The organism is Sphingopyxis sp. (assembly GCF_034380315.1).
Lineage (GTDB): Bacteria > Pseudomonadota > Alphaproteobacteria > Sphingomonadales > Sphingomonadaceae > Sphingopyxis.
Map to the genome: position 1 here is coordinate 202,149 of NZ_JAXMPB010000005.1, position 25,352 is coordinate 227,500.

Annotated in this window: 22 protein-coding genes, 1 tRNA gene and 2 rRNA genes (1 of these 25 only partly in view); 14 read left to right on the forward strand and 11 right to left on the reverse strand. The window is 62.1% G+C overall.

The window, feature by feature from the left end:
- Positions 1-114 precede the first annotated feature (114 nt).
- From U0S50_RS11335 to purH, 8 genes are all read left to right on the forward strand, one after another.
- The gene (locus U0S50_RS11335) at positions 115-1,017 is read left to right on the forward strand and encodes an SPFH domain-containing protein (protein WP_322308893.1); all 903 of its coding nucleotides are present in this window, start codon (positions 115-117) and stop codon (positions 1,015-1,017) included.
- Positions 1,018-1,026: 9 nt separating this feature from the next.
- The gene (locus tag U0S50_RS11340; protein ID WP_322308894.1) at positions 1,027-1,227 is read left to right on the forward strand and encodes a toxin-antitoxin system HicB family antitoxin; all 201 of its coding nucleotides are present in this window, start codon (positions 1,027-1,029) and stop codon (positions 1,225-1,227) included.
- Positions 1,228-1,231: 4 nt separating this feature from the next.
- Entirely contained in the window at positions 1,232-1,525 is a 294-nt protein-coding gene (locus U0S50_RS11345) for a hypothetical protein (RefSeq protein WP_322308895.1), read from the forward strand.
- Between the two features lie 90 nt (positions 1,526-1,615).
- Positions 1,616-2,287 (forward strand): ribulose-phosphate 3-epimerase, encoded by a 672-nt coding sequence (rpe, locus tag U0S50_RS11350; protein ID WP_322308896.1) that lies wholly within the window; start codon positions 1,616-1,618, stop codon positions 2,285-2,287.
- A 3-nt stretch (positions 2,288-2,290) separates the two neighbouring features.
- Positions 2,291-4,069 carry a heparinase II/III family protein gene (locus U0S50_RS11355; protein WP_322308897.1) on the forward strand — a complete coding sequence of 593 codons (1,779 nt, stop codon included), beginning with the start codon at positions 2,291-2,293 and terminating at the stop codon, positions 4,067-4,069.
- 193 nt (positions 4,070-4,262) lie between these two features.
- Positions 4,263-7,064 carry a TonB-dependent receptor gene (locus U0S50_RS11360; RefSeq protein WP_322308898.1) on the forward strand — a complete coding sequence of 934 codons (2,802 nt, stop codon included), beginning with the start codon at positions 4,263-4,265 and terminating at the stop codon, positions 7,062-7,064.
- Positions 7,065-7,081: 17 nt separating this feature from the next.
- Positions 7,082-8,116: a phytase gene (locus U0S50_RS11365; protein ID WP_322308899.1), complete on the forward strand. Its 1,035-nt coding sequence runs from the start codon at positions 7,082-7,084 to the stop codon at positions 8,114-8,116.
- Positions 8,117-8,222: 106 nt separating this feature from the next.
- Positions 8,223-9,815 (forward strand): bifunctional phosphoribosylaminoimidazolecarboxamide formyltransferase/IMP cyclohydrolase, encoded by a 1,593-nt coding sequence (gene purH, locus U0S50_RS11370; protein WP_322308900.1) that lies wholly within the window; start codon positions 8,223-8,225, stop codon positions 9,813-9,815.
- A gap of 80 nt (positions 9,816-9,895) precedes the next feature.
- Here purH and U0S50_RS11375 read toward each other — a convergent pair whose 3' ends face one another.
- Both U0S50_RS11375 and hppD read right to left on the reverse strand, forming a co-directional pair.
- On the reverse strand, positions 9,896-10,459 hold the full coding sequence (locus U0S50_RS11375) for a VOC family protein (RefSeq protein ID WP_322308901.1): 564 nt from the start codon (positions 10,457-10,459) through the stop codon (positions 9,896-9,898).
- Positions 10,460-10,550: 91 nt separating this feature from the next.
- Entirely contained in the window at positions 10,551-11,636 is a 1,086-nt protein-coding gene (gene hppD, locus U0S50_RS11380; RefSeq protein ID WP_322308902.1) for a 4-hydroxyphenylpyruvate dioxygenase, read from the reverse strand.
- 338 nt (positions 11,637-11,974) lie between these two features.
- Here hppD and U0S50_RS11385 point away from each other — a divergent pair, with 338 nt between their 5' ends.
- Positions 11,975-12,955 carry an alpha/beta hydrolase gene (locus U0S50_RS11385; protein WP_322308903.1) on the forward strand — a complete coding sequence of 327 codons (981 nt, stop codon included), beginning with the start codon at positions 11,975-11,977 and terminating at the stop codon, positions 12,953-12,955.
- A 43-nt stretch (positions 12,956-12,998) separates the two neighbouring features.
- Here U0S50_RS11385 and U0S50_RS11390 read toward each other — a convergent pair whose 3' ends face one another.
- Positions 12,999-14,882, reverse strand: coding sequence for an ABC-F family ATP-binding cassette domain-containing protein (locus U0S50_RS11390; RefSeq protein ID WP_322308904.1), 1,884 nt, complete (start codon positions 14,880-14,882; stop codon positions 12,999-13,001).
- 140 nt (positions 14,883-15,022) lie between these two features.
- On the opposite strand from U0S50_RS11390, the gene U0S50_RS11395 reads away from it, so the two are divergent.
- The 3 genes from U0S50_RS11395 (at position 15,023) to U0S50_RS11405 (ending at position 16,570) form a co-directional block, all read left to right on the forward strand.
- Positions 15,023-15,475, forward strand: coding sequence for a hypothetical protein (locus U0S50_RS11395; RefSeq protein ID WP_322308905.1), 453 nt, complete (start codon positions 15,023-15,025; stop codon positions 15,473-15,475).
- Positions 15,472-15,900 (forward strand): lysozyme inhibitor LprI family protein, encoded by a 429-nt coding sequence (locus U0S50_RS11400; protein ID WP_322308906.1) that lies wholly within the window; start codon positions 15,472-15,474, stop codon positions 15,898-15,900. The genes U0S50_RS11395 and U0S50_RS11400 overlap by 4 nt, the downstream gene beginning before the upstream one ends.
- 271 nt (positions 15,901-16,171) lie before the next feature.
- On the forward strand, positions 16,172-16,570 hold the full coding sequence (locus U0S50_RS11405) for a GFA family protein (protein WP_322308907.1): 399 nt from the start codon (positions 16,172-16,174) through the stop codon (positions 16,568-16,570).
- Positions 16,571-16,781: 211 nt separating this feature from the next.
- Here U0S50_RS11405 and U0S50_RS11410 read toward each other — a convergent pair whose 3' ends face one another.
- The 3 genes from U0S50_RS11410 to U0S50_RS11420 form a co-directional block, all read right to left on the reverse strand.
- On the reverse strand, positions 16,782-17,768 hold the full coding sequence (locus tag U0S50_RS11410; RefSeq protein ID WP_322308908.1) for a hypothetical protein: 987 nt from the start codon (positions 17,766-17,768) through the stop codon (positions 16,782-16,784).
- Between the two features lie 19 nt (positions 17,769-17,787).
- On the reverse strand, positions 17,788-18,315 hold the full coding sequence (locus U0S50_RS11415) for a hypothetical protein (RefSeq protein WP_322308909.1): 528 nt from the start codon (positions 18,313-18,315) through the stop codon (positions 17,788-17,790).
- Positions 18,316-18,443: 128 nt separating this feature from the next.
- Entirely contained in the window at positions 18,444-18,770 is a 327-nt protein-coding gene (locus U0S50_RS11420; protein WP_322308910.1) for a hypothetical protein, read from the reverse strand.
- A gap of 111 nt (positions 18,771-18,881) precedes the next feature.
- On the opposite strand from U0S50_RS11420, the gene U0S50_RS11425 reads away from it, so the two are divergent.
- The gene (locus U0S50_RS11425; RefSeq protein ID WP_322308911.1) at positions 18,882-21,602 is read left to right on the forward strand and encodes a protein kinase domain-containing protein; all 2,721 of its coding nucleotides are present in this window, start codon (positions 18,882-18,884) and stop codon (positions 21,600-21,602) included.
- Positions 21,603-21,708: 106 nt separating this feature from the next.
- Here U0S50_RS11425 and U0S50_RS11430 read toward each other — a convergent pair whose 3' ends face one another.
- Entirely contained in the window at positions 21,709-22,377 is a 669-nt protein-coding gene (locus tag U0S50_RS11430) for a VTT domain-containing protein (protein WP_322308912.1), read from the reverse strand.
- Positions 22,374-23,111, reverse strand: a complete 738-nt coding sequence (locus U0S50_RS11435; protein ID WP_322308913.1) for an SDR family NAD(P)-dependent oxidoreductase — start codon at positions 23,109-23,111, stop codon at positions 22,374-22,376. Before U0S50_RS11435 ends, U0S50_RS11430 begins: the two co-directional genes overlap by 4 nt.
- A 71-nt stretch (positions 23,112-23,182) precedes the next feature.
- Here U0S50_RS11435 and U0S50_RS11440 point away from each other — a divergent pair, with 71 nt between their 5' ends.
- A complete protein-coding gene (locus U0S50_RS11440) occupies positions 23,183-23,725 on the forward strand; it encodes a Crp/Fnr family transcriptional regulator (RefSeq protein WP_322308997.1) in 543 nt (180 codons plus the stop codon).
- Positions 23,726-23,793: 68 nt separating this feature from the next.
- Here the strand turns inward: U0S50_RS11440 and U0S50_RS11445 are convergent.
- From U0S50_RS11445 to U0S50_RS11455, 3 genes are all read right to left on the reverse strand, one after another.
- Positions 23,794-23,870 (reverse strand) — tRNA-Met (locus tag U0S50_RS11445).
- Between the two features lie 102 nt (positions 23,871-23,972).
- A 5S ribosomal RNA gene (gene rrf, locus U0S50_RS11450) occupies positions 23,973-24,087 on the reverse strand.
- A gap of 114 nt (positions 24,088-24,201) precedes the next feature.
- Positions 24,202-25,352: ribosomal RNA gene (locus tag U0S50_RS11455) — 23S ribosomal RNA — on the reverse strand (it continues 1,641 nt past the right edge of the window).

A 25,352-nucleotide genomic window follows, 5' to 3' on the forward strand; every position in this document is an offset into this window, starting at 1 on the left:
GAGTGTCCAGAAAAAGGGGCGCCCGTCCGGCCGGATGGGCACCCCTTTTCGATTCCGCTTGCCTGTCCCACAAATTGATATAAATATGATATCATCTTTATATCGGAGGATATCATGAGTGATTCGAATGAAGCCGCAGCGCTGAATCCGACACGCGAGGTGCGCGCCGTCACCGCAAGCGGCTATGCAATGCTGCTGGTGTGGATCGCTCTGCTCATTATCGGGATATGGGCCGCAGCCAGCAGCGTCGGCGGAACAGCGACGGAACTGAAATGGGGAATCGTCGGCGTGACGGCCGTTGTGGGGATGCTGATACTCTGCGGCTTTTACCTCATCAATCCGAACGAAGCCGCCGCAATCCAGTTGTTCGGCAGCTACAAGGGGACCGATCGCAATACCGGACTGCGCTGGGTCTATCCGTGGCTCAGCCGCAAAAAGATCGCGGTGCGCGCGAACAACGTCATTTCGGACAAGATCAAGGTCAACGACCTGCGCGGCAACCCCATCGAAATGGCGGCACAGGTCGTGTGGCGCGTCACCGACACCGCACAGGCGCTGTTCGATGTCGAAGACTATAAGGAATTCGTGATGGCGCAGATCGAGGCCGCCGTGCGGTCGATCGGCTCGCGCTATCCCTATGACGACATCGAACATCAGGAAATCACGCTGCGCGGCAACCATGACGAGGTCGGCGTCGAACTTCGCAAGGCGTTGATCGAGCGGCTGGCGGTCGCCGGGATCACGGTCGACGAATGCGGCCTCACCCACCTCGCCTATGCGCAGGAAATCGCCGGTGCGATGCTGCGCCGACAACAGGCCGAGGCCGTCATCTCGGCACGGCGAAAGCTGGTCGAAGGCGCGGTCGGCATGGTCGAAATGGCGCTCGCCCAGTTGAGCGCCAAGGATGTCGTTCACCTCGACGATGAACGCCGCGCCGCCATGGTGTCGAACCTGATGGTCGTGCTGTGCAGCGAACGCGACACTCACCCGGTGGTCAATGCAGGATCGCTCTACTAGGCCGCTGTCATGCCCGCGCCAGCCAAGAAAGCCTTCGCCCTTCGCCTCGACCCGGCACTTTATGCCGCGATCGAGGGGCTGGCCGCTTCCGAATTGCGGAGCGCCAATGCGGAAATCGAGGTCCTGTTGCGCGAAGCGCTGGCTCGCCGCGGGGTTCCCGTAAAAACCAGCGAACGACCGAAACGCGGCCGGCCGCCAAAGGAGGAATAGGATCATGCTGCACATTTTCCGTGGCGACGCCCCCTGGTTCCGTCCCAGGGCGCGCGGTTTTGGCGCCGGCCTGCCGATCGCCTGGCAGGGCTGGGCGATGCTCGCGGCACATGCCGCGCTCCTCACTGGACTGGCCCTGCTGCTGCAGGGGCGGCCCGCGATGCTCGCCCTGCTGCTGCTCGCCGCTGCGTTCGCGCCATTGCCCCTTTATCGCGCCAGGACCGAAGGCGGGTGGCGCTGGCAATGGGGCAGCAACAACGAAAGAGACAGGAAAAAACCCCCGCGCCAGCAACGCTGACGCCCCGCCGAGCGGAATATTTCACATCCCTGTGCAAAGCGCGCGGCCAGCGCCTTGCCCCGCACCGCCTTGATGGTTAAGGCCGACCGCATGACCGCCGAAAATCCTGCCGTTCGCATTGCTCCCTCGATCCTCAGCGCCGATTTCGCGCGCCTTGGCGAAGAGGTGCGCGCAATCGAGGCCGCGGGCGCCGACTGGGTGCATATCGACGTGATGGACGGCCATTATGTGCCGAATCTCACGATCGGCCCGGCGGTGGTCAAGGCGCTGCGCCCGCACTCGACGCTGCCCTTCGACGTCCACCTGATGATCTCGCCGGTCGACGGTTTCCTCGACGCCTTTGCCGCCGCGGGCGCCGACATCATCACCGTCCATCCCGAAGCGGGACCCCATGTCCATCGCACTGTCCAGCACATCAAATCGCTGGGCAAGCAGGCGGGTGTGTCGCTCAATCCCGCGACGCCGGCCAAGATGCTCGACTATCTGATCGATGACATCGACCTGGTACTGATCATGAGCGTGAATCCGGGTTTTGGGGGGCAGAGCTTCATTTCGAGCCAGCTTCGCAAGATCGAAGCGGTCCGCAAGATGATCGACAAAACGGGCCGCGACATCAGGCTGGAGGTCGATGGCGGCATTGACGCCAACACGGCACCGCTGGCGATCGCGGCGGGTGCGGATGTGCTCGTGGCCGGAACCGCCACCTTCAAGGGCGGCGAACAGGCCTATGCCGACAATATCCGGCGCCTGCGCGGCGCCTGATCGATGGAAGGGAGACCGTTGACCGCCGCTCCCCTCGACCCCGTTGCGGCAGCGGGCGAAGACGCGCCGCAGATCGATGATACGGTCGAACCCGGCAAACGCCTGATCCGGCTTCCGGCTGAAAAGGGGCTGTCGCTGGGCGATCGCCTGGCCAACCACATCACCCGTCTGACGTGGCGTACGCCGCTGCACGCCCTTCGCCTGAAGGGACGCTTTCCGCTCAAGCTGCTGGGCGTGCCCGCAGACCCGGTTCCCGGCGACATGCGCGCCGGAACGGCGATCCGCGCCGGCCATTTCCTGCACCGCGGACTGAAACTTTCGCTCGCCGAACTCGACTTTGCATCGCTCAACGTCGCGCCAACCTTCGCCGACTATCTCCACAGCTTTGCGTGGTTGCGCGACCTTTCGGCCAGCGCGACCCGCGCCGAGGGCGCCCCCATCGCCGAAGCGGTCGTCCGGCAATGGCTGGCGGCACATGGCGAAGCGGTCAGCGAACCCGCCTGGAAAGCCGACAACAGCGGCTGGCGCATCCTGTTCTGGGCGGCTCACGCCCCGCTGATTCTGTCATCAAGCGATCTCATTTACCGTTCTGCCGTGCTCAACCATCTGGCCCGCGCGGCGCGCCATCTCGACCGCGTGGCCGACAAGACGCGCCCCGGTACGGGGCAGCTCGTCGCGTGGATCGGCATCGTCGCCGCCTCGTTGCTGATGCCCGGCGGCGAACCGCGCCAGGTGTTCGGCGAGGCGGGGCTGCGCAAGGTTATCGAGACCAGCTTCTATGCCGATGGCGGCAATATCGCCCGTTCGCCGCAAGCGCAGCTCGACGCGGTTATGGCGCTGGCGATGCTCGCACAAGTGTACGAGATGCGCCGCATGGAGCTTCCCCCCTTCCTGCAGGAGGTGCTGGCGCGCGCCGTGCCGGCCCTGCTCGGGTTGGTCCATGCCGATGGCGGCATGGGCAGCTGGCAAGGGAGCGGCGCCACCCGGGCGCAGGAAATCGAAGCGATCGTCGCCGCCAGCGGCATTCGGACGCGCCCGCTCAAACAGGCGCGCGACTGGGGATATCAGCGGCTTGTCGCGAACAAGGTCGTCCTGCTCGCCGATGCGGCGCCGCCGCCGATCTCGCGCGTCACGGAAGCGGGCTGCGCATCCACCCTGGCCTTTGAACTCAGCGATGGCGATGAACGCATCGTCGTCAATTGCGGCGGCGCCGCATTGACCGGCGCCACGATCCCGGCCGAACTGGCTCGCGGGCTGCGCACGACGGCCGCTCATTCGACGCTGATTCTTGCGGACAGCAACTCCACCGCAATCCTGCCGAGCGGGGTGTTGGGACGCGGCGTCACCGAGGTCGAGCTCGACCGACGCGAAACACCGCAGGGCAGCCGCCTGGAAATGAGCCACGATGGCTATGCGCGCCGCCACGGCCTGATCCACCGCCGCTTGTTGATCCTGTCGCCCAATGGCCGGGAACTGCGCGGTGAAGATCTGCTGCTGCCCGCGCCGCGAAGCCGCCGCAAGGGCCAAAAACATTTTGCCCTGCGCTTCCACCTCGGCCGCAACATTTCGGCGAGCCTGACGGCCGACAAGCTCGGCGCACTTCTCCGTATCGCCGGCGGCCCCTTGTGGCAGTTCCGAACGTCGGAAGGCGCGCTGGAAATCGAGGAGAGCCTGTGGGTCGATGGCGAAGGACGCCCCCACCCCACCGAACAGCTCGTCGTCACCGCCAGCGCCCCCGCGGGCGGCGCCAGCATTGGCTGGATATTCAAGCATATCGGCTGACGAACCGAAAACGCGAAAATTCCAAAATTCAGCTATCCGCATGAACCGATGGAATTTTCCATCCTCTTCATGTCCTACATTTCAATAGTGTGACAGTAACGTAACACAGCGGTCACGGAGCGCTGTCACTGGCCCCCTCGACTCGCCGGAAGCCAACAGGATCCGGCGGCACCGTCCGTCTTTTGGGGGTTCCATGACACAGATTTCCAGCGTTCGCTCGCGCATCCTGCTCGGCTCATTCCTGTCACTCGCTGCCGCGATGCCGACCACCGCATTCGCCGCCGACATCGTCGGAACAATTGCCGACGTCAGCGATACCCGCGCGTTGCAGGGCACCGAGGTGCGCATCGTTGAACTCGGCCGCATCGCCGAATCCGGACGCGACGGCAGCTTTCGTTTCGCCGACGTGCCGGCCGGCACCTATACGCTGGAGGCCCGCTATGTCGGTGCAGAGCCGGTAACGCGCAAGGTCGATGTCACCGATGGTGGCCGCGTGGTCGTCGATTTCACCCTCGGCACCGATGGCGCGATCCTGGTGATCGGCCAGGCCGCCAATCTGTCGAGCAGCCTGTCGCGCCAGCGCGCTGCCGATGGCGTCGAAAGCGTGCTGACCCGCGACGCGATCGGCCAATTCCCTGATCAGAATGTCGCCGAATCGCTGCGCCGCCTGCCCGGCGTCAACATATTGAACGACCAGGGCGAAGGGCGCTTCGTCTCGGTCCGCGGTCTCGACCCCGAACTCAACGCCGCGTCGATCAACGGCACGCGCGTGCCCGCGCCGGAAAGCGATGTGCGCTCGGTCGCGCTCGACGTTGTCCCGGCCGAATTGATCGAGTCGATCGAGGTCAAGAAATCGCTGACCCCCGACATGGACGCAGATACGCTGGGTGCATCGATCGAAATCAACACCACCAGCGCGTTCGATCGCAAAAAGGACCTGCTGTCGGTCAAGGTCGAGGGCAGCTATAATGACTATGCCGACGCCCTGACACCCAAGGGCAGCATCGATTTTTCGACCCGCATCACTGATAATTTCGGCATCGCGGGCGGTGTCAGCTACTATCGCCGCAAGTTTGAGACCGACAATATCGAAGGATCGGACTGGGCCGTCAACGACGACGGAAATGCCTATGCCGAGGAACTGCAATATCGCGATTATGACGTGACGCGCGAGCGTATCGGCGGTTCCCTCAGTCTCGATTTTCGCGCAAGCGATTCGACGAAACTCTACGCCCGCGGCCTGTACAGCGAATTTTCCGACCATGAATATCGCGGCGACCTGACCCTGATCATGAGCGGAAAGCCGGTCGCGGCCATGAGCAGCGCCACCTCGGCTTTCTTCCGCGACGCCGATGGCCGCATCGAGGTCCGCCGCCGCATGAAGGACCGCTTCGAGAAACAGAAGATCAAATCGGTAACGCTCGGCGGCGAAACCGAAACCGGCCCCTGGAAGCTGAGCTATTCGGGGTCATGGGCAGAGGCGAGCGAGCTGGAGAATGGCTCGGTCGATCCGACCCGTTTTCGCGCGCGGTTCCAGAACAACGGCGTGAATGTCGATTTCGACTATAGCGACCCGCGCCGACCGCTGTTCGAAGTATCGGGCAATGTCGCTCGCTTCGAGGACCCGACGCGCTACGGCTTCAACGAGCTGGAACTTACCGACCTGTCGAACGCCAGGGATCGCGAATGGACGATGCGCGGCGACATCGCCCGCGAATTTGCGGCCGATAGCGGCAGCATTACCGTTCAGGCCGGCATCAAGGCGCGCTGGCGCGACAAGTCGTATGATCTGGAAACGCAAGTGTTCGACGGATATAATGGCAGCTACACGCTCGCCGACGTGCTGGGGAACCAGACCTATCGCATTCAGGATCTGGGACCGCTGCCGAGCCGCAACGGACCGACCGATTTCTTCTACGCCAACCGGTCCGGGTTCGAACCGAACGCGCTCGACACCATCGTCAATTCGGCGGCCTCCGACTATGCGATCGACGAGGATGTCCTCGCGGGTTATCTGCTGGGCCGTTTTGACAGCAGCGACCTTCGTGTCATCGGCGGCCTTCGTGTCGAACGCACGAAAAACGATATCCGCGGGTTTCTGGTCAATGTCGAAGACGAGGATGAGGATCCGGTCGTTTCGGCCACCCGCTTCGCTCGCGACTATAGCAACTGGTTGCCCAGCCTGGCCGTTCGCTACGACGCGGCACGCAATGTCGTCCTGCGTTTCGGTGCCTACAAGAATCTGGTGCGCCCCAAGCTGTCGAACCTCGCGCCTCGTTTCACGATCAACGAGGATCGCGAGGCCGAGTTCGGAAATCCCGACCTTCGCCCCTATGATGCCTGGAACATGGACCTGTCGGCCGAATGGTATTTCGGAAAGAACTCGGCCCTGACGGCGGGCCTGTTCTGGAAATCGGTAAAGGACTTCATCGTGACGGTCCGCGATCGCGACGGCGGCAGTGCCTATGGGGTGGACTATGAAGAAGCCACCACCTTCCAGAACGGCGACACGGCAAAGATCAAGGGAATCGAGCTGTCCTATGCCCAGCAATTCGATTTCCTGCCTGCGCCTTTCGACGGCCTGCTCCTCAATGCCAATTACAGCTACACCGACGCCAAGGGGACGGTGTTCGTCAATGGGAACCCGGCCGATGCGCGGCGCATCACCCTGCCGTCGGCGTCGAAGCACACGTTCAACGTCGCAATCGGCTATGAAAAGGGTCCAATTTCGTTGCGGGCCGCAGGCACCTACCGCGACAAATATCTCGACGAACTGGGCGCCGACGCCGCCGAGGACCGGATCGTTGACCAGCACTTCCAGCTCGACCTGTCGGCAAAGTACCGCATCACCAAGGACATCCGCCTGTTCGCCGAATGGGTGAACGTCACCGATGCGCCCTACTTCGCTTATCAGAATGTCGCGAACAGCAAGCGCCTGCTCCAGTACGAAAAATACAGCTGGACGGCAAAGTTCGGCGTGTCGGCCAGCTTCTGATCCGGAGGGGCGACTTCATGCGCAGGACCACGACCATGCCCACGGCGAGTATCTTGGCGTTCACCGCCGCCCTGCTCGCCGGCTGTACGTCGACGCGGGCGCCGACGATCACGGGTCTGCCCCCGGCGGCGGTAGCGGCGAGCGGGGAAACCGCGCCGGTCGGCACCGGCCGCGCCGATGCCGCCGACGATCCGGCGATCTGGATCGATCCCGCAAACCCCGACCGGGCCCTGATCGTCGCGACCGACAAAAAGGCGGGGCTCCACCTTTATGATCTGTCGGGCCGCGATATCGCCTTCATCGCAGCGGGACGGGTCAACAATGTCGATGTCGCGGGCAATATCATCGTCGCAAGCGACCGCAACGATGGCCAGAATGCGAATCTTGCGCTGTTTCGGCTCGACCCCGATGCGCCCGCGATCACCGCGCTCGGCCGCGCACCGGCCGGAAACGGCGAAGCCTATGGCCTCTGTCTCCGGCGCGGCGCCCCGGGCGCGCCGATTACCGCGGCGCTGATCGTCAAGGACGGGACGGTGCGCGTCGGCACGCTGACGCTGGCCGAGGGCACCGCGCCGCGCTTTGCGGTGGAATGGGAGCACAAGGTCCCGACCCAGTCCGAAGGCTGCGTCTTTGACGGTGACACTCTTTATGTCGGCGAGGAGGATGCGGGCATCTGGCAATTGACCCGCGATGGAAACGGCGCCGCGGCGCGCCTGGTCGCGCCGGTCGACAACCAGCGACTGGTCGCCGATGTCGAGGGGCTGGCGACGATCGAGCACAAGGGGCAGCGCTATCTGATCGCTTCGAGCCAGGGCGACAACAGCTATGCCGTCTTCCGCTTGCCCGGTATCGATTATGTCGGCCGGTTCGCGATCGTTGCCGGCAAGTTTGTCGCGACCAGCGAGACCGACGGCATCGAAGCGGCCGCCGGTCATTTCGGTTCGGCGTACCCCGACGGGATATTCCTGGCCCAGGATGGCGACAACGGCCCCCATGCCCAGAATTTCAAAATTGTCCGCTGGGACCATATAGCGGCGGCGCTGGGTTTGTGATCGCAAAGGTCGCCCCTGCGAAAGCGGGGGCGACCACAGCTTGCGCATGCGGGACGACAGGCCTAGGGGGACCGCGTCTTTCCATCCCATCGCAGAGTCCCTTGCCATGACCGATCTCGTCCCCGTCCGCCGCGCGCTTTTGTCCGTCAGCGACAAGGCGGGCCTCACCGACCTCGCCGCCGCGCTTGTCCGTCACGGCGTCGAGCTGGTTTCGACCGGCGGGACCGCCAAGGCGCTGCGCGAGGCCGGGTATCCGGTTCTGGACGTGTCGGATATCACCGGCTTTCCCGAAATGATGGACGGCCGCGTCAAGACGCTGCACCCGACCGTGCACGGTGGCATCCTCGCGGTTCGCGACGATGCGGCGCATGTCGCGGCGATGGAAGAGCATGGCATCGGCGGTATCGACCTCGTCGTCGTCAACCTTTACCCGTTCCTGCAGACGGTCATGTCGGGCGCCGACCGCGACACGATCATCGAGAATATCGACATCGGCGGCCCGGCGATGGTGCGTTCGTCGGCAAAGAACCACGCCTTTGTCGGCATCGTCACCGAACCCGAAGATTATACGGCCGTCATCGAAGAAATGGACGCGAACGGCGGCGCAACCTCCCTCGCTCTTCGCAAGCGGCTCGCCGCGACCGCCTTTGCGCACACCGCCACCTATGACAGCATGATCGCGCAATGGTTCGCCTTTGCCGATCAGGGCCAGTTCTTCCCCGCCACGCTTCCGCTGACCGCCAAGCTCGCGAGCGAATTGCGCTATGGCGAAAACCCGCACCAGAAGGCGGCGCTCTATCTGCCCGCCGGTCCGGCCGCGCGCGGGATCGCCCAGGCGCAGCAGGTGCAGGGCAAGGAACTGAGCTACAACAATATCAACGACGCCGATGCGGCGCTCGAACTCGTTGCCGAATTCCGCGATGCCGCGCCGACCTGCGTGATCGTCAAGCACGCCAACCCGTGCGGCGTCGCAACCGGAGCGAGCCTGACCGAAGCCTATGACGCGGCGCTGAAATGCGACGATGTCTCGGCGTTCGGCGGCATCATCGCGGTCAACCGCCCGCTTGACGGGCCGACGGCGGAAGCGATCAGTGCCATCTTTACCGAGGTGGTCTGCGCCCCCGACGCCGACGCCGACGCACGCGCGGTGTTCGCAAAGAAAAAGAATCTTCGCCTGCTCCTGACCGGCGAACTGCCCGATCCGGCACGCAGCGGGCTGATGCTGAAGACGATCGCCGGGGGCTGGCTCGCGCAGAGCCGCGATAATGGCCGGATCGCCCGTGACGACCTGAAGGTCGTGACCGACCGCGAACCCACCGAAGATGAACTCACCGACGCGCTGTTCGCGTGGACGGTCGCAAAGCATGTGAAGTCGAACGCGATCGTCTATGCCAAGGGCGGATCGACCGCAGGGATCGGCGCCGGGCAGATGAACCGTCGCGACAGCGCACGCATCGCCGCGGCGAAGGCACGCGAAGCGGCCGAAAGCCATGGTTGGGCGAGCCCGCGGACGGTCGGCAGCGCGGTCGCCAGCGACGCCTTCTTCCCCTTTGCCGACGGCCTGCTCGCCGCCGTCGAAGCGGGCGCGACCTGCGTGATCCAACCGGGCGGCTCGATCCGCGACGACGAGGTAATTGCCGCCGCGAACGAAGCGGGTCTCGCGATGGTCTTCACCGGGATGCGCCATTTCCGGCACTGATATCATGCCCCCGGCGAAAGCCGGGGCCCATGGGATCACCGAATTCGGAGGAGCCCGGCTTTCGCCGGAGCCCAAAACGCCTATTCGTTCGCGGCCTCGTGCAGCCAGGCGGCATGGCGCGGGGCGCGTTTGGTCTGGCTCCATTCTTCGAGCATCAACGGCGCGACGCGCGCGAGTTCGGCATATTGTTCGTCGGTGCCGATATCGCAGGCCAACTCGATCCGATGGCCATTGGGGTCGAAGAAATAGATCGACTTGAAAATGCCATGGTGCGTCGGGCCGAGGACATCGACGCCATTCGCCTCAAGGTGCGTCTTGGCCGCAACCAGTTCATCATAGCTGCCAAGCTTGAACGCCAGATGCTGCACCCATTGCGGCGTATTGTCGTCGCGGCCCATCGCCGGCTGGTTGGGAAGTTCGAAAAAGGCCAGAATATTGCCGCCGCCCGCGTCGAGAAAGATGTGCATATAGGGGTCATATTCCCCCGTCGACGGCACATGATCCTCGGCAAAGGCGGTCGTGTAGGTCATGCCGAGCATTCGCCCGTACCAGTCGACCGTCTCCTTCGCGTCCTTGCAGCGATAGGCGGCGTGGTGAACCCCGCCCAATTTGATGGGGCAATCGGTGGCCGATTGGCTGGTCATTTTACCCAACTCCATTTGTACAGAACCGGTCGAAGTTTCCCAGCTGCGCGCTCGCGCCCGATACGCCGGGCCGAGCGCGCAGCGGACATGATCAGGCGTTTTCCTTGACCTCCAAAGCGCCACGGCGAATCTGGTCGAGTTCCATCGATTTGAACAGCGCGGTGAAATTGCCCTCGCCGAACCCTTCGTCCTTCTTGCGCTGGATGAATTCGAAAAAGACGGGGCCAATCACCGTCTGCCCGAAAATCTGGAGCAAAAGTCGGGGGTCGCCTTCGGTCGTCGATCCGTCGAGCAGGATGCCGCGCGACTTCAGTTCATCGACCGGCTCGCCATGGCCGGGCAGCCGGTCGGCAAGCAGTTCATAATAGGTTTCCGGCGGCGAGGGGGCAAAGGGATTGCCGAGAGCTTTCAGTCTGTCCCACGCGGCGTAGAGATCGTCGCAGGCAAAGGCGATATGCTGGATGCCTTCCCCATTATAGGCGCGCAGATATTCCTCGATCTGGCCGCCGCCGCCCGCGCCTTCTTCGTTGAGCGGGATACGGATCTTGCCGTCGGGCGCGGTCATCGCCTTCGATGTCAGGCCGGTATATTCGCCCTTGATGTCGAAATAGCGGATTTCGCGGAAACCGGCGATACGTTCATAAAAGGCCGCCCAATGCACCATGCGGCCGCCATAGACATTGTGTGTCAGGTGATCGATGAGCTGGAGACCGGCGCCGACCGGATGACGATCGACACCCTCTTCATAAACGAAGTCGATGTCATAGATGGAGAGGTCGTCGCCATAACGGTCGATCAGATAGATGATCGAACCACCGATGCCGCGGATCGCGGGAAGGCGCAGTTCCATCGGGCCGGTCTTGACCTCGACCGGTTCGGCGCCGCGTTCGATGGCATCGGCATAGGCCTTTGCCGCGTCACGGCAGCGCCAGCCCATGCCGCACGCCGACGGACCATGCTCAGCGGCAAAATAGGCCGCGGGCGATTTGGGTTCATAATTGGCGATCAGGTTGATTCCGCCCTGCCGCCACAACTCCACATCCTTCGACCGGTGGCGCGCGATGCGGGTGAAACCCATGGCTTCGAAAACGGGTTCGAGAATGCCCTTTTCGGGCGCCGAAAATTCAACGAACTCAAAGCCGTCAAGTCCCAGCGGATTATCGAAAAGGTCGGCCATGCTGCATTCCCTCAAGTGGTTTCAATTGAAACTATTATGCGGGAAGGCGGCCGACGAGTCAATGGACGCGCGCACGGCCGCCGGTGATCCGGCCCTTCCGATCCCCCCGCTCGCCATCATGCCCCCGTCGGCGACTGGCGCGAAGCGCATGCCTGCGCAAAGGCCCGACCGACCATCGGCGGGCGGGCGGGCGCTTGCACGCTCTCTATGCTGCGCATCCATTCAACGGGATTTGAGCACGATCTGAGCGTGAAAGCCGCGGCGGCATCTTGTCGGCCCGATGCCGGTCGATAGCGATGCGGGGCACAGGGCAACGACAAAAAAAGGGGGGGGGACAGATGCGAAAATGGGGAATGGGCGCCGGGCTGGCGCTGGCTTTGCTGACGGTCACGGCGGCGATCGCGTTTCAGCAGGACGCCCGCCCACCTGCGCAACGCGGCGAAGGCGCACCCTATGAGGTTTTCGGAACCGAGGTGCATGACGTGTCCGATCACGCGCGCGGCATCGCCTATCAGATCTTCGTCAGCCTGCCTTCCAGCTATGCCAGCCATCCGGATCGTCGCTATCCGGTGATATATGTCACGGACGCCGATTACGGCTTTGCCATGTTGCGCGCGATTGGCCGCAGGATGAATGGCGCAGGGCCTCGCCTCGAGGAATTTATCGTGGTCGGCCTCTCCTACGCAAAGGGAGAAGCACCGCAGGCCAGCCGCCGACGCGACTATACGCCGACATCGCACGGCGCCAGCGATGCCCCCACCGATGCGGTGCACGGTGAATCCCTTCGGTATCGGGACTATCTGCAGACATCCGTCTTTCCATTTGTCGAGGGGAAATGGCGGACCTTGCCGCATCGCCGAATCTATGTGGGCCACTCCTATGGCGGGCTGCTCGGCGCCCAGATCCTCCTGACCCGGCCCGAGATGTTCAGCGGCTATCTGCTCGGCAGCCCGTCATTCTGGTTCGACAAGGGCCACCTGCTCAAACAAGCACCCGACCTTCTCGAAAGGCGCACCGCGCTGGATGCCGCCGTCTATATGTATGTCGGCGAATTCGAAGCCCTGCGACGCGGCGACCCGCGCTATCAACAGGAAGTCGACATGGTCCGCGACAATGCGGTCTTTGCCGACATGCTTCGCGCCAGACATTATGCCGGGCTCGACCTGAAGGCGGAGGTGATGGCGGGTGAGGACCATATGACGGTTGCACCAAGGGGATTTACCCAGGGGCTGCTCCATCTCCTGCCCGATCCCAAGACAGCTCGACTGCGCACAGAACCGAAAAGCCGCGAAGCGCCGAGCGACAATGCCCCGCGCTGATGCAGGACCATTGACGCGGCGACGGGCCGCTTGATCGTCGGCGCTAGGCGTTCGCCGTCTCGATCGCTTCCAGCGCCTCCATCCAGGCCGCCTCGACGCCTTCCAGTTCGGCGGCAAGCTTGCCGCGACGCTGGGCCAGGTCGCTCATCGTCAGCTTCGCCAGAGCAGGTTCGGCGCCAGCCGGATCGAACATCGCGCGGTCGATCGCGCTGACCTGCTGCGCAAGCTTGGCGGCACGCGCCTCATGATCCTTGGCGTTTTTGCGCAGCACCGCCTGCGCCTCGCGCGCCCTTGCCGCTTCTTGTCGTGCAAGCTTTGCGTCCTTGGGCTTGGCGGCTGCCGCCTTTGGTTCGCCGCCGTCGGCCTTGCCCAGGATATAGGCGACATAATCATCGATGCTGCCATCGAAATCGCGCGCCGTCCCATTGTCGACAAGCACCAGCCGGTCAGCCGACAGTTCGAGCATGTGGCGGTCGTGGCTGACGATCAGCACCGCGCCGTCGAAACCATTGAGCGCCTGCACCAGCGCCTCGCGCGCATCGACGTCGAGGTGGTTGGTCGGCTCGTCGAGGATCAGCAGATGCGGCGCGTCGCGGGTGATCAGCGCCAGCGCCAGCCGCGCGCGCTCGCCGCCCGACAGCTTCCCCACTTCGGTCGTCGCCTTGTTCCCCGAAAAGCCGAAACGGCCAAGCTGGGCGCGCACCGCAGCCGGCGTCTTGCCCGTCATCACCCGCGTCATATGCCCCAGCGGCGTGTCGGAGCCGTCGAGCTCCTCGACCTGATACTGGGTGAAATACCCCACGCGCATCTTGCCCGACGATGCCATCGCGCCATCCATCGGGCGAAGCTGGGCGGCAAGCAGCCGCGCCAGCGTCGTCTTGCCATTGCCGTTGCGTCCCAAGAGCGCGATGCGGTCGTCGGGATCGATGCGCAGGTTGAGCCGCGAAAGGATGGGCTCGCCCGGCGCATAGCCGACGCTCGCCAAGTCGAGGGTGATCAGCGGCGGTTTCAGATCATCGGCGGGGCTAGGGAAATCGAACACCAGGCTCGGATCCTCGGCGATCGCCGCAACCGGCTGCATACGGGCAAGCTGCTTGGCGCGCGACTGGGCCTGCTTGGCGGTCGAGGCGCGCGCGCTGTTGCGGGCGATATAATCCTGAAGCTTGGCGCGCTGCGCATCCTGCGCCGCCTTTGCCGCGGCGAGCTGCGCCGCGCGTTCGGCGCGCTGGCGCTCGAAGGCGTCATACCCGCCGGGATAGAGGGTGATCTTGCCGCCCTCCAGATGCAGAATATGGTCGACGACATTGTTGAGCAGATCGCGTTCGTGGCTGATCACCACCAGCTGGCCGGGATAGGCCCGCAAAAAGCTTTCGAGCCACATCGTCGCTTCAAGGTCGAGGTGGTTTGACGGCTCGTCGAGCAGCAGCAGGTCAGGGTTCGAAAAGAGCAGCGCGGCGAGCGCGACGCGCATCTTCCAGCCGCCCGAAAAACTGTCGAGCGGCTGTCCCTGCATCTCTTCGTCAAAACCCAGCCCGATCAGGATGCGCGCGGCGCGCGCCGGGGCGGTATAGGCATCGATCGCGATCAGCCGCTCGTGAATGTCGCCGAGCGCGTCGGGGTCGGTCTCGCTCTCCGAACGGGTGAGCAGTTCGGCACGCTCGGTGTCGGCAGCGAGCACCGTTTCGAACGGCGTCGCGGTTCCGCTCGGCGCTTCCTGCGCAATATAGCCGACGCGGGTGCGGCGCGGCATTTCGATGCCGCCGTCGTCCGCCTCAAGGCTGCCGATCATCACCTTCATCAGCGTCGATTTTCCAGCGCCGTTGCGACCGATCAGCCCGGTCCGGCTCTTGCCCGGCAGGCTCGCGCTCACGCGGTCGAGGATAGTACGTCCGCCCAGACGCACGGTAAGGCCATTGATCGTCAGCATGGCGGGGCGCCTAGCACGGCTGAGCCCCTGACCCAAGGCCCACCGAAGGCCGCACCCAACAAATGCGTACCCCTCCATCGCCGCACTTGACCGCAGCCTCGCAGCTTCGCCACATGATTGAAATTCAAGGAGTGCCAGGAATGAGGATCACGGGAAACAGGGCGGCGATGGGCGCGGCCGGTATCGCCATGGCCGGGCTGTCGTCATTCGCGCTCGCCAGCGGCAGCGTTCCCGTGATGCAACCGCCCCAAGACTTTGAAACGCATCAGGCATGCGTCGCGGCGCTGGAAGATCTGGCCGCCGATGACCGCCGCCAGGTCGCGCCGCTGTCCATCGATGCCGATGGCAACCGCCGCGAAGTCACCCTGTCGACAAAGGGAATCGAGCGCACCGGCGAAACCACCGCGCGATATGATGCGACCTTATGGTATCAGCATGGACGCCCCCGTCCCGACCTTCAGCGGATCGAAACCAGCCACAGCTACGCCCACCGCCTTCGCGAATGCAGCGGCGCAACGATGACGACGACCGGACGCGACGGCTATACGCTGGGCACTTTCGACCCCATCGACGCACCGGAGCCGAAACCATGACGGCAGGCGCGATCGCTGCGATACTCACCTTGGCGGCGGCAACCGCGACCAGCGGCATCGCGTCCGAGCAGGCCGCACCGCTTCACATGGAAACCCCGATATCGGAAGCCTATGGCGACTGCATCGGCGCGAGCGGCGGCGTAACCGCCGCCATGCGCGATTGTTCGGCCCAGGAATATGCGCGCCTGGACGCACGCCTCAACGCAAGCTGGCGGACCACCATGGCCCGCCTTTCCGGCGAAGCGGCGCAGGCACAGCTCCGCCGATCGCAGCGCGAATGGCTTCGGACGCGCTGGGCCGAATGCGATGAAAGTGTCGCGAAATCGGGGATGGCCGGCGGAACCGGCGCCTTGCTGATCTATGACAGCTGCCAGATCCGCGTGCTGGCTCAGCGGATCGCCTGGATCGAAAATTATCGCCCCTGACCGCCCCGCCCGACCCGGCACGCCATTGCCTGTCGCTGCCCAGGTCAATGATCCCACCCGCGCACAGTCCAACACCTCAAAGCGGAGCTTACAGAACGCAAAAGGAAAAGTGACATTCATCTTAGGGTCTTGGTCGGGGTATCAAAGAACCTCGCCCGTTGATTCAATCGGTGCTTGGTGCTGGCTACCAAACGTCGACCCTTATATGCTTTGGCGTTCAAGAACGCATCAGGGCGCCGATCCTGACGCAGCATTCAGGGGGATATGAATCATGGGTCGAGTAGCGTCATGCAGTTGCGGACAACTTCGATTGACTTGTACCGGGGAGCCCGTGCGCGTCTCAATCTGTCATTGCCTGGAATGCCAGAAGCGGACGGGTAGCATATTCGCGACACAGGCGCGGTATCGACAGGAAGACGTGTCGATAGAAGGCTCCGCTACGCCATGGAGCCGCCTTGGCGACAGCGGGGCGTCGGCGACATTCAGCTTTTGTCCGGCTTGTGGTTCGACCGTCTATTGGAAGGCCGATGCAATGCCCGAGCATGTCATGATCGCCGTCGGAGCATTCGCCGATCCGAGCTTCCCCGCTCCGGGCGTCTCCGTGTACGAAGAGCGTCAACACCCCTGGGCGCTCGCGGCCGGTGAACTAGCAATGGAGCATCTCGAGTAAAAATGCTGCGGAAGCACGAGATGGCATTTGCCGAACGCGCTTCCGCCTTTCGGATCGCGCGGTGGTGCGGTCGAAAGATTCGAGACAAAACTGACGGGTAACGGTTGCTCATGACGCTCCTGCAACTACTGCCTCACGTCCGCAGCTCTGGTCCTTCCTACCAACGGGTACCCAGCCAACGAACGGTCTAGTTACTCCATGCGATCGTATCTTATCTGCCGTAGCTCGCGAACTGGTCACGAATCGACTTGGGCACAGAATCATTGGGGCAATGCGTATGATTGCCCATTGGCGGCGCGCTGTCGTCGCTGACAAAACTCGACGGACCAGTCAGGGTGACGACCATATCTGCAGGATGCATTTTGCCGTCTTCGCCCTGAGTGCGCATTTTCAGCCGAAATCGATTGGGCTTCATTTCTTCGAATTTCGTAATTTCGTGAAGCAGCAAGCCAGCTGTGAGCATTTTTCGTTCATCGATAAATGTCAGGCCGAACGGATCGTTCTCGAAGTTGGCGATTGCTTGCGCGCAGGTTGAACCAACCGCGTAATAGCCCTTCGGTATCGGCGGGAAGGCCGTTCTGGATTGCGCCGCAACCCGCGCGGTGGAACCGCCCGCCATCTGAGGCTGCTCGGCACGAAGCGCGGCCTGCATTTTCGGGGAAAGCTCCGCGAAGGCGCATTGTTCGTACTGAAGCTCACCGAAGGACCCCAAGCTGAGATGCGTGAACCGCCCGGGCCCCGTCGGCTTCAGCGCCAGGGATGGATAGCCTTCGCGGTCACCTTCCGACGACCATGCCAGCGTGTATCCGCTAAACGCGCGCGCAGCCTTGGCATCAAGCGGCTTGTGCGCGGGCCCGACCCGGGCAATTTTGAGCGCTCCATTCGTCCAGTGGCCGGAGTCATCAAAACCGACTTCTCCAGTATTTTGCCCATCATAGAAGAACACATTATCCGCAAACGCACATCCGTCTCCGAACGTGTAGAGCCCCTTTGCAATCGGCAGGGTCGACTGCGATGTAGCTGCAGGAACGGCTCTTGCCTTCGTATCCGCCACCGAACCCATCGCACTGCGGTTGGCCGTTGAGCTGGCATCGGCACCCGACGGTTGCCCGCAAGCGGACAAGTATAGCACGGCGCCAGAAAAAAGCAGCCTTGCGGCCAGCCCGCCTGGACCGTCTCGTTCGGCAAGATACCTCATCACCTTCCCCCTCTATTCGTCAATACTTCCCGGACAACGCCGCGCTGGCGTCCGACAGGAGAGAGCAAGCGACATTGTAGGTCAGGCCGAAGGCCAGCACTTCGTTCTTGCTGCTCGATTTCAGGCGCGCCATCAGTGCGTAGGAACGATTGCGCACTTCCATGCCCGCAGCCGCGCCCGCTGTGCCGGCAACCCCGCTATGGGTTGGCATCATTTCGGTGCCGCCTTTGTCGAAAGGCAAACCGACGACCAACTCGCGTATATCCTCGGAACGATAAGAGCGCGCCCCGATGACGATACCGCTCCGGCTGACGATCATTCGCACGGGCACGCGCTCGTATCGGGCGTTCAAACGCTTGAAGACAAGGACGCCCCCGATCGGCACTGCCGCCACGAACAGTCCGCCCCAGAATGCGCCCGTACCATCTTCCCCACTGGCCAGACCAATAAGCGCGACCAGCCCGCCGATCCCGGCCATAATATAGAAAAAGACCATCATGCACCCAAAGGACGCGGGCATAGAGGCCGGCTCGATGCCGAACAGCACCCCCTCGTCCGTTTCCGTCGCCGAAAAATGAGCCTCTTTTGCCACGCCCTTACCCCTTCAGAATGATGAATCTTTGACGCACATATCGCGCCAAGCTGTCGTGCCGGTGCCGCGGATCAGCGCCTTCGCTATGGGCAGAAACGCAGACCATCGCCGAGCAGGCAGCCATCGTCGTTGCGGCGCAGCTCGAACGAGCCCACGTCGGGGTGGCGCATCTTCATTGCGATGATGTCGCCGTTCGACGCGCGATCGGCTTCGTAAAGCCACTCGCGATTCTTATAATTCCCGATGTAGCGGACGTGGCTGTCATCAACGAATTCAAGCTTTTGTCCGTTATCGGGGTTCGTGAGCGTTTTCCCGCTCGATCCACATGCCGTGAGAATTAGCAGCAGGGCCGCGACGATCGCGACGGACCGCAAATATCGGTTCGTACCGCGACAGATACTCCAAGTCATCGTTGCACCCCTTTTCGCAAATCGAAATCAGGCTGAATGACTAGATGGACTGGTTCCTTAAAGTCTTGATGGGTTTCTCAAGAATTTCTAAAGGCAAAGACAGGGGGTTATATGGGGTCTGACAGTTCCTCGCGCCGTCGCCGCAGACGCTGGAAATTCGCCGAAGCCGAGTTTGACGAAGCAAGCTGGGTTCTGCGTGTTAATGGCAAGCCGGTCGCACTGGAAGGCAAGCCACTTGAAGTTCTGCACGAGTTGCTGCTGCGCGCGGGCGAGGTCGTGACCAAGGACGAAATCCTTGACGCTGTCTGGCCGGGGATCACCGTGGTCGAAGGCTCGTTGCCGACCGCCATTTCAAAATTGCGTAAAGCGCTCGGCACCCGACAGGACAATATCGTCGAAACCGTGCCGCGTGTGGGCTATCGTTTGAACTGCACCGTCAATGTTGAAAGCGTGGAAACCCCGCTGGCGCCGCGCTTCGCCTTCAGCGCAGGCGACGGCGTTCCGGGACGCAAACAATGGAAGCTCATCCGCGCATTCGGCGAAAGCGGTACGGACGATGTGTGGCTCGCGCGCCATGACAAGACGGGCGAGCAGCGCGTATTCAAATTTGCCGACGCACCGGACCGCTTGCGCGCGCTCAAACGAGAGGCCGCGTTGTCGCGCGTCGTTTTCGCAGGGCTTGGGGAAAAGGCACCGCTGCCTGCGCTGCTGGAATGGAACTTCGACACGTCGCCCTATTTCCTTGAATATGTCTATGGCGGCCAAGACCTGATCGCATGGGCAAGCGAGAATGGCGGGCTGGCGGTGATCGCCATCGACAAACGCCTTGCCGTGGCCGCGAAGATCGCACGCGCCGTGGCCGATGTTCACGGCCTTGGCGTGCTGCACAAGGATTTGAAACCCGCCAATATCCTGATCCTCGATGGTGCGCAGGGTCAGACCATCAGGCTCGCCGACTTCGGTAGCGGGCGCTTGCTCGATCAGGCTGTGCTCGATAATTTTCAGATTACCAATCCCGGCTCGCTCGGCGCCGATCTGGCCCAGGATGAACCGCGCTCGGGCACGCTTGCTTACCGTGCGCCGGAACTGACCGGTGACGCTCTACCCACCGTCAAAACCGACATTTATGCCCTCGGCCTGATCCTGTACCAGCTGGTGGTCGGCGATTTTGGGAAGGCTTTGGCGCCGGGTTGGGATGCAAATGTCGCCGACTCCCTCTTGCGCGAGGACATACAGCTGGCCGCCGAAGGCGATCCGGCCCGCAGATTGGCGAGCGCACAAGAGCTGGCGGAACGCATCGAACAATTGGATCGGCGGCGGCGCGAGGCAGCCGAGCAAGCCGAACGAGCGCACTATCTGGCGGAACAAAAGAAGCTGGAAGAGCGGCGTGCGGCCCGCCGCCCATGGATACGCGCCGCCGTTGCCAGCCTGGCGATTGGCTTCTTCTCCACCTCGGCGCTTGCGCTTTACGCCTGGTCGCAGCGCAATCAGGCGGTCGAGGCACGGACATTGGCGGACACCGGCTATCGCTTTATTGCCGAAGATGTGCTCGCCAGCCCCGATCCTGTGCAGACGAGCGCAAACGAAACGGTGATCGACGCGATCAAGCGCGCCAGCACGAATATCGATCGACGATTTGCGGACTCACCATCGGTGGCGGCGCGGCTCCATTTGGCCGTCGCGCGGGCTTTTCACGGGCGTTCGGATTTCGATACTGCCCGCGCTGAATATGCTCGTGCCGCACAATGGTTCGCACGTGCCGGAGAAGCCGAAAGCGATGATGCGGCGATCGGTCGGCTCGGACGTATTCATATGGAATCGACCTCCGGGCAGCCGCAACGGCTCGAAGAAGCGGGCCGCATGCTGCAACAGGAGCGCTCGCGGCTCGGCGAACGCGGAAAACAAGGCCAGGTCGGCTTTGCGCTGGCACAAGCGGAGGGTGCATACGGATATATGGCCGACATTAAGTTGGCCGAGCGTTCATTCCGCCGCGCCATCGCTATCGCCAACGCCGATCCGGACGCGGCGCCGGCGACTCAACAACTGAAGGCCAAATCATCACTTGCGCTGGCACTGATGCGCTTGGGGCGTGCCAAGGAGGCCGAACCGCTTGCGGGCGCGATTGTCACGGAATCGATCCGTGTTCGCGGTGCGGATCATCCGGATACGCTCGTCACCCGCCAACATTGGCTCAACGCGCTATCCATGATCGGCCGCCATGAGGCCGCGCTACGTGGCAGCACGCCGTTGCTCGCAGCGATGCGCGCGCGATTTGGAGACAACCACCGGTTCACTCTGGGACTGCATTCGACCCGTTTTGAGAGTTTCGCAGCACTCGGGCGCTACGATGAAGCGGCGCGCGAGGCCGAGCGTGTCTGGCAGGGTGCCTCAATACAGGCAGGAGCACAGTCGCATCAGGCGCTGGTCGGCCAGATAGACTATGCCACGGCCCTATGCCGTACGCCGCAGCGTGCACGCGGTGCATCGGTGGCGCAAGATGCCTTGGCCACCACGCGGCAAGCGTTCGGGCCGGACTACCCGCTTACGCACGCCATCCGTTATTTTGCAGCGGAGTGCCTCTTGGCCAACCGCCGCTATACGGAGGCGGGGACGCTGTTGGACGGTCTGGATAGCAAGAAGGTGGCGGAACTGATCGGCCAGGCCGAGTTCGGCGCAACGGCCGATCTTGCACTGGCTGAAATCGCCCTCGCGCAAGGGGACCGGAATGCAGCACGAAGACTCTTCTCGGTCGCCAATAGCGCGTTACAACACACGACGGACGACAATATTCGGGAACGGTTGACGACGCTAACGCGATCGCTGGACGACTGATTTGACGTACAGACCGACAGTTCATTGCCGCATAAGCGGCCGCGAGCCAAGTGGTCCAGCATCGGGGTGCGGGTCAACTTGGCAGAAGGGCAGGTAGCGGCGCGACCTAGAACTTGATCGGCGGCTTGCTGGCCATCCGGAACCGTCGATAGAAGAACCACCCTGTCCACATGAGCGCATAAAGGCCAAGTGCTGCATAGATCGCAGGCATGGGATCGTCGATCGTGCTGACCGAGCCAGCATAGGCAGCGATGGCCATGTAGGGCAGTGCCCCAATCGTCCAATACCGACAGAAGCGCGACAGAGCCATACGGTTGACGCCTGACATGCATGCGGTGACCTCGGGCAGGATCGGGGCTGCGCGGGCGAGGAGGATCATGCCTGGTCCGTGCGCGGCAAACGCTTCGCGCATGTCCTGGCGCTGCGCCGGATCGCGAACGACCTTGGCAAGCGCAGCTTCACCCCACCGCCGACAGATCGCATAGCCTCCGAATGCCGCCGATGCGGACCCGACCATCGCGGCTGTAAAACCGGTTCCGAAGCCAAGGAAATAACCGGCCAAAATCACGATGGTCAGCGTCGGAACGGCGACAAACAGGTCGATGAACAGCAGCATGACAACGACCAGAAAAGCAGTCGTAACAGACAGGTTGCTTGCCGCTTCTAGCCAACTGCGCACATTCTCTTCCGTCAGGATGCCGAGCGCGCGGCCCAGGATGAATGTCGACGCAAAGATCGCCGCGAGGGTGAACATGGCTTTCAGAAGGGGCTTCACGATCCGCCCTTCTGCATGATGCGATGGGCGAGGGCCGGAGATATCCGGTTTATCGAGCGCAGCATTTTGACCTTGCCGATGTCGAGGTCGAGCGTCCCGCTCTCGATCTGACGGATAATCTGACCGGCAACGCTGGCTGAGCTGATCTTGCCCGAGCCGCGCCCGGTCGTCATGGGCGTGTCGACCAGCGGCAGGAAGGCCTGTTGCATTCGCACGCTGGTGTGCGCCAACTGGGCGCGTAACCCACGAGTCAGATTGTCGAGCGCGGCCTTGCTTGCGCAATATATGGCGGACTCGTGTTTTGGCACGATGCCCAGGCCCGAATTGACGTTGAACACGAAAGCTTCGGGGCGTTTCAGCATGGAATCGAGCAAGCCCGAAATGAGTTCGGCGGGGCTGGTGAAATTGACCGCGATCTCTTTTGCGATGGAATTATGTTCAAAGTCGTCGGCGACGAATTGAGGAAGGAATTGCACAGCGGCACAATTGATCAGCCCGTCGATGCCATCGGGGCAGAGCTCCTTTATCTTTGATATCGCCCCGGCAACGCTCGCGGCATCGGCCAGATCGGTGGAGATATGGCGACAGCTGTCCTTGCGCGCAGGGGCTGCAATGGCCGGGGCGTTGCGTGACAGGTTGATGATTGTATTCTGACCTATCAGCTGTGAAAGCAGGTCAGATCCGATGCCGGATCTCCCTCCGGTCAGGACGATCGTTTTGTTCTCGAGTTTCATCGGCGCAGCTATGCCTGCACCGCTATCGGCTGTAATTGACCGAGGTTCATTTGTCGCGATTTCTAGAATTTATGATCCAGAACGGGCGCGAGACAAGGGTTCGTGCGCGCGATCACCTATTCGTTCAAGGTGACCGGAATACCCACATTTACCTTGTGAAATCCGGTATGCTGAAAGCCTATTATGTCCGCGCCGATGGCAGGCAACACATCAAGTCGTTCCTGCCCGAAGGTTCGATAATCGGCAGTATGGTTGCTCTGGTCGACCACGATCCGTGCACTTTCAACCTCGTCGCGATCGAGAATGGGTCGGTGATCGCGTTGCCCTTTGGTCGGCTGAAAGAAGAGGCGGGTCGGGACATTGGTTTGGCGAACATACTGGTCGATTTCCTGTCGGCATACGGCAAGCGAAAAGAGCGGCGCGAATATGAGCTCCTCAGCCTGTCGCCGGACGAGCGATATTCGGTGCTGCTTGAAACCATGCCTGATGTAGCTGATCGGATAACCCAGGCCGATCTGGCGGCCTATATCGGTGTAACGCCGCAGGCACTGAGCCGGATCAAGCGGCGGATCAGAACTCCGGCCACCTTCGAGGCAAACTGGTGTCGATCCTAGAGCGATGCGCTTGTTCAGACGCAAAAAAGCCTCCTGCGGAACTAACCGAGGAGGCCCTCCAATTTAGTTGGTTGCGGGAGTAGGATTTGAACCTACGACCTTCAGGTTATGAGCCTGACGAGCTACCGGGCTGCTCCATCCCGCGCCAACCAATCACGCCGATTTCCGGCGTTAAACAGCAAAAGGGCGGCCAACGCCGCCCTGACTTTGTGAATGGGTTTCTTTTCGACCTTACGCCGGCTGCAATGCCTGGCGACGTCCTACTCTTCCGGGGCTTAAGCCACAGTACCATCGGCGCTGTCAGGTTTCACGGCCGAGTTCGAGATGGGATCGGGTGGGTCACTGACGCCATGGTCACCAAGCAATGAAGCCGGCGTAGGTCAAAAAGGGTTTCAATCGATATCCGTGCAATACTGTCTGATCAATCATCCACTTCCAGCGAACAACCGACAGGGTTGTCGTTGATGGTGGGACTCTTAAGTGCGAATAGAGCAATTAGTATCGGTTAGCTCCACATGTTACCACGCTTCTACATCCGATCTATCAACGTCGTGGTCTTCGACGGCTCTGTGAAATCTTATCTTGAGGGAGGCTTCCCGCTTAGATGCTTTCAGCGGTTATCCCGTCCATACATAGCTACCCTGCTGCGCGGCTGGCGCCACGACAGGTACACCAGAGGTATGTTCAACCCGGTCCTCTCGTACTAGGGTCAACTCCTCTCAAATTTCGACGCCCACGGCAGATAGGGACCAAACTGTCTCACGACGTTCTGAACCCAGCTCACGTACCACTTTAATTGGCGAACAGCCAAACCCTTGGGACCTGCTCCAGCCCCAGGATGTGATGAGCCGACATCGAGGTGCCAAACGATTCCGTCGATATGAGCTCTTGGGAATCATCAGCCTGTTATCCCCGGCGTACCTTTTATCCGTTGAGCGATGGCCCTTCCACTCGGGACCACCGGATCACTATGACCGACTTTCGTCTCTGCTCGACTCGTCAGTCTCGCAGTCAGGCAGGCTTATGCCATTGCACTCTAACAGACGGTTTCCAACCGTCCTGAGCCTACCATCGCGCGCCTCCGTTACTCTTTAGGAGGCGACCGCCCCAGTCAAACTACCCGCCACAGAGGGTCCCTGATCCAGTTTCATGGATCGAGGTTAGACATCAGAAAACAACAGGGTGGTATTTCACCTATGGCTCCACACCGGCTGGCGCCAGTGCTTCAAAGCCTCCCACCTATGCTACACAGTTCTTTCCTAATGCCACTCTGAAGCTGCAGTAAAGGTGCACGGGGTCTTTCCGTCTAACCGCGGGTACTCCGCATCTTCACGGAGAATTCAATTTCGCTGAGCATCTCCTGGAGACAGTGGGGAAGTCGTTACGCCATTCGTGCAGGTCGGAACTTACCCGACAAGGAATTTCGCTACCTTAGGACCGTTATAGTTACGGCCGCCGTTTACCTGGGCTTCATTTCGGAGCTTGCACCCCTCCACTTAACCTTCAGGCACCGGGCAGGCGTCAGGCCCTATACGTCGTCTTGAAGCCGACTTAGCAGAGCCCTGTGTTTTTGCTAAACAGTCGCTACCCCCTGGCCTGTGCCCCCCACAAATGGTTGCCCAAATGT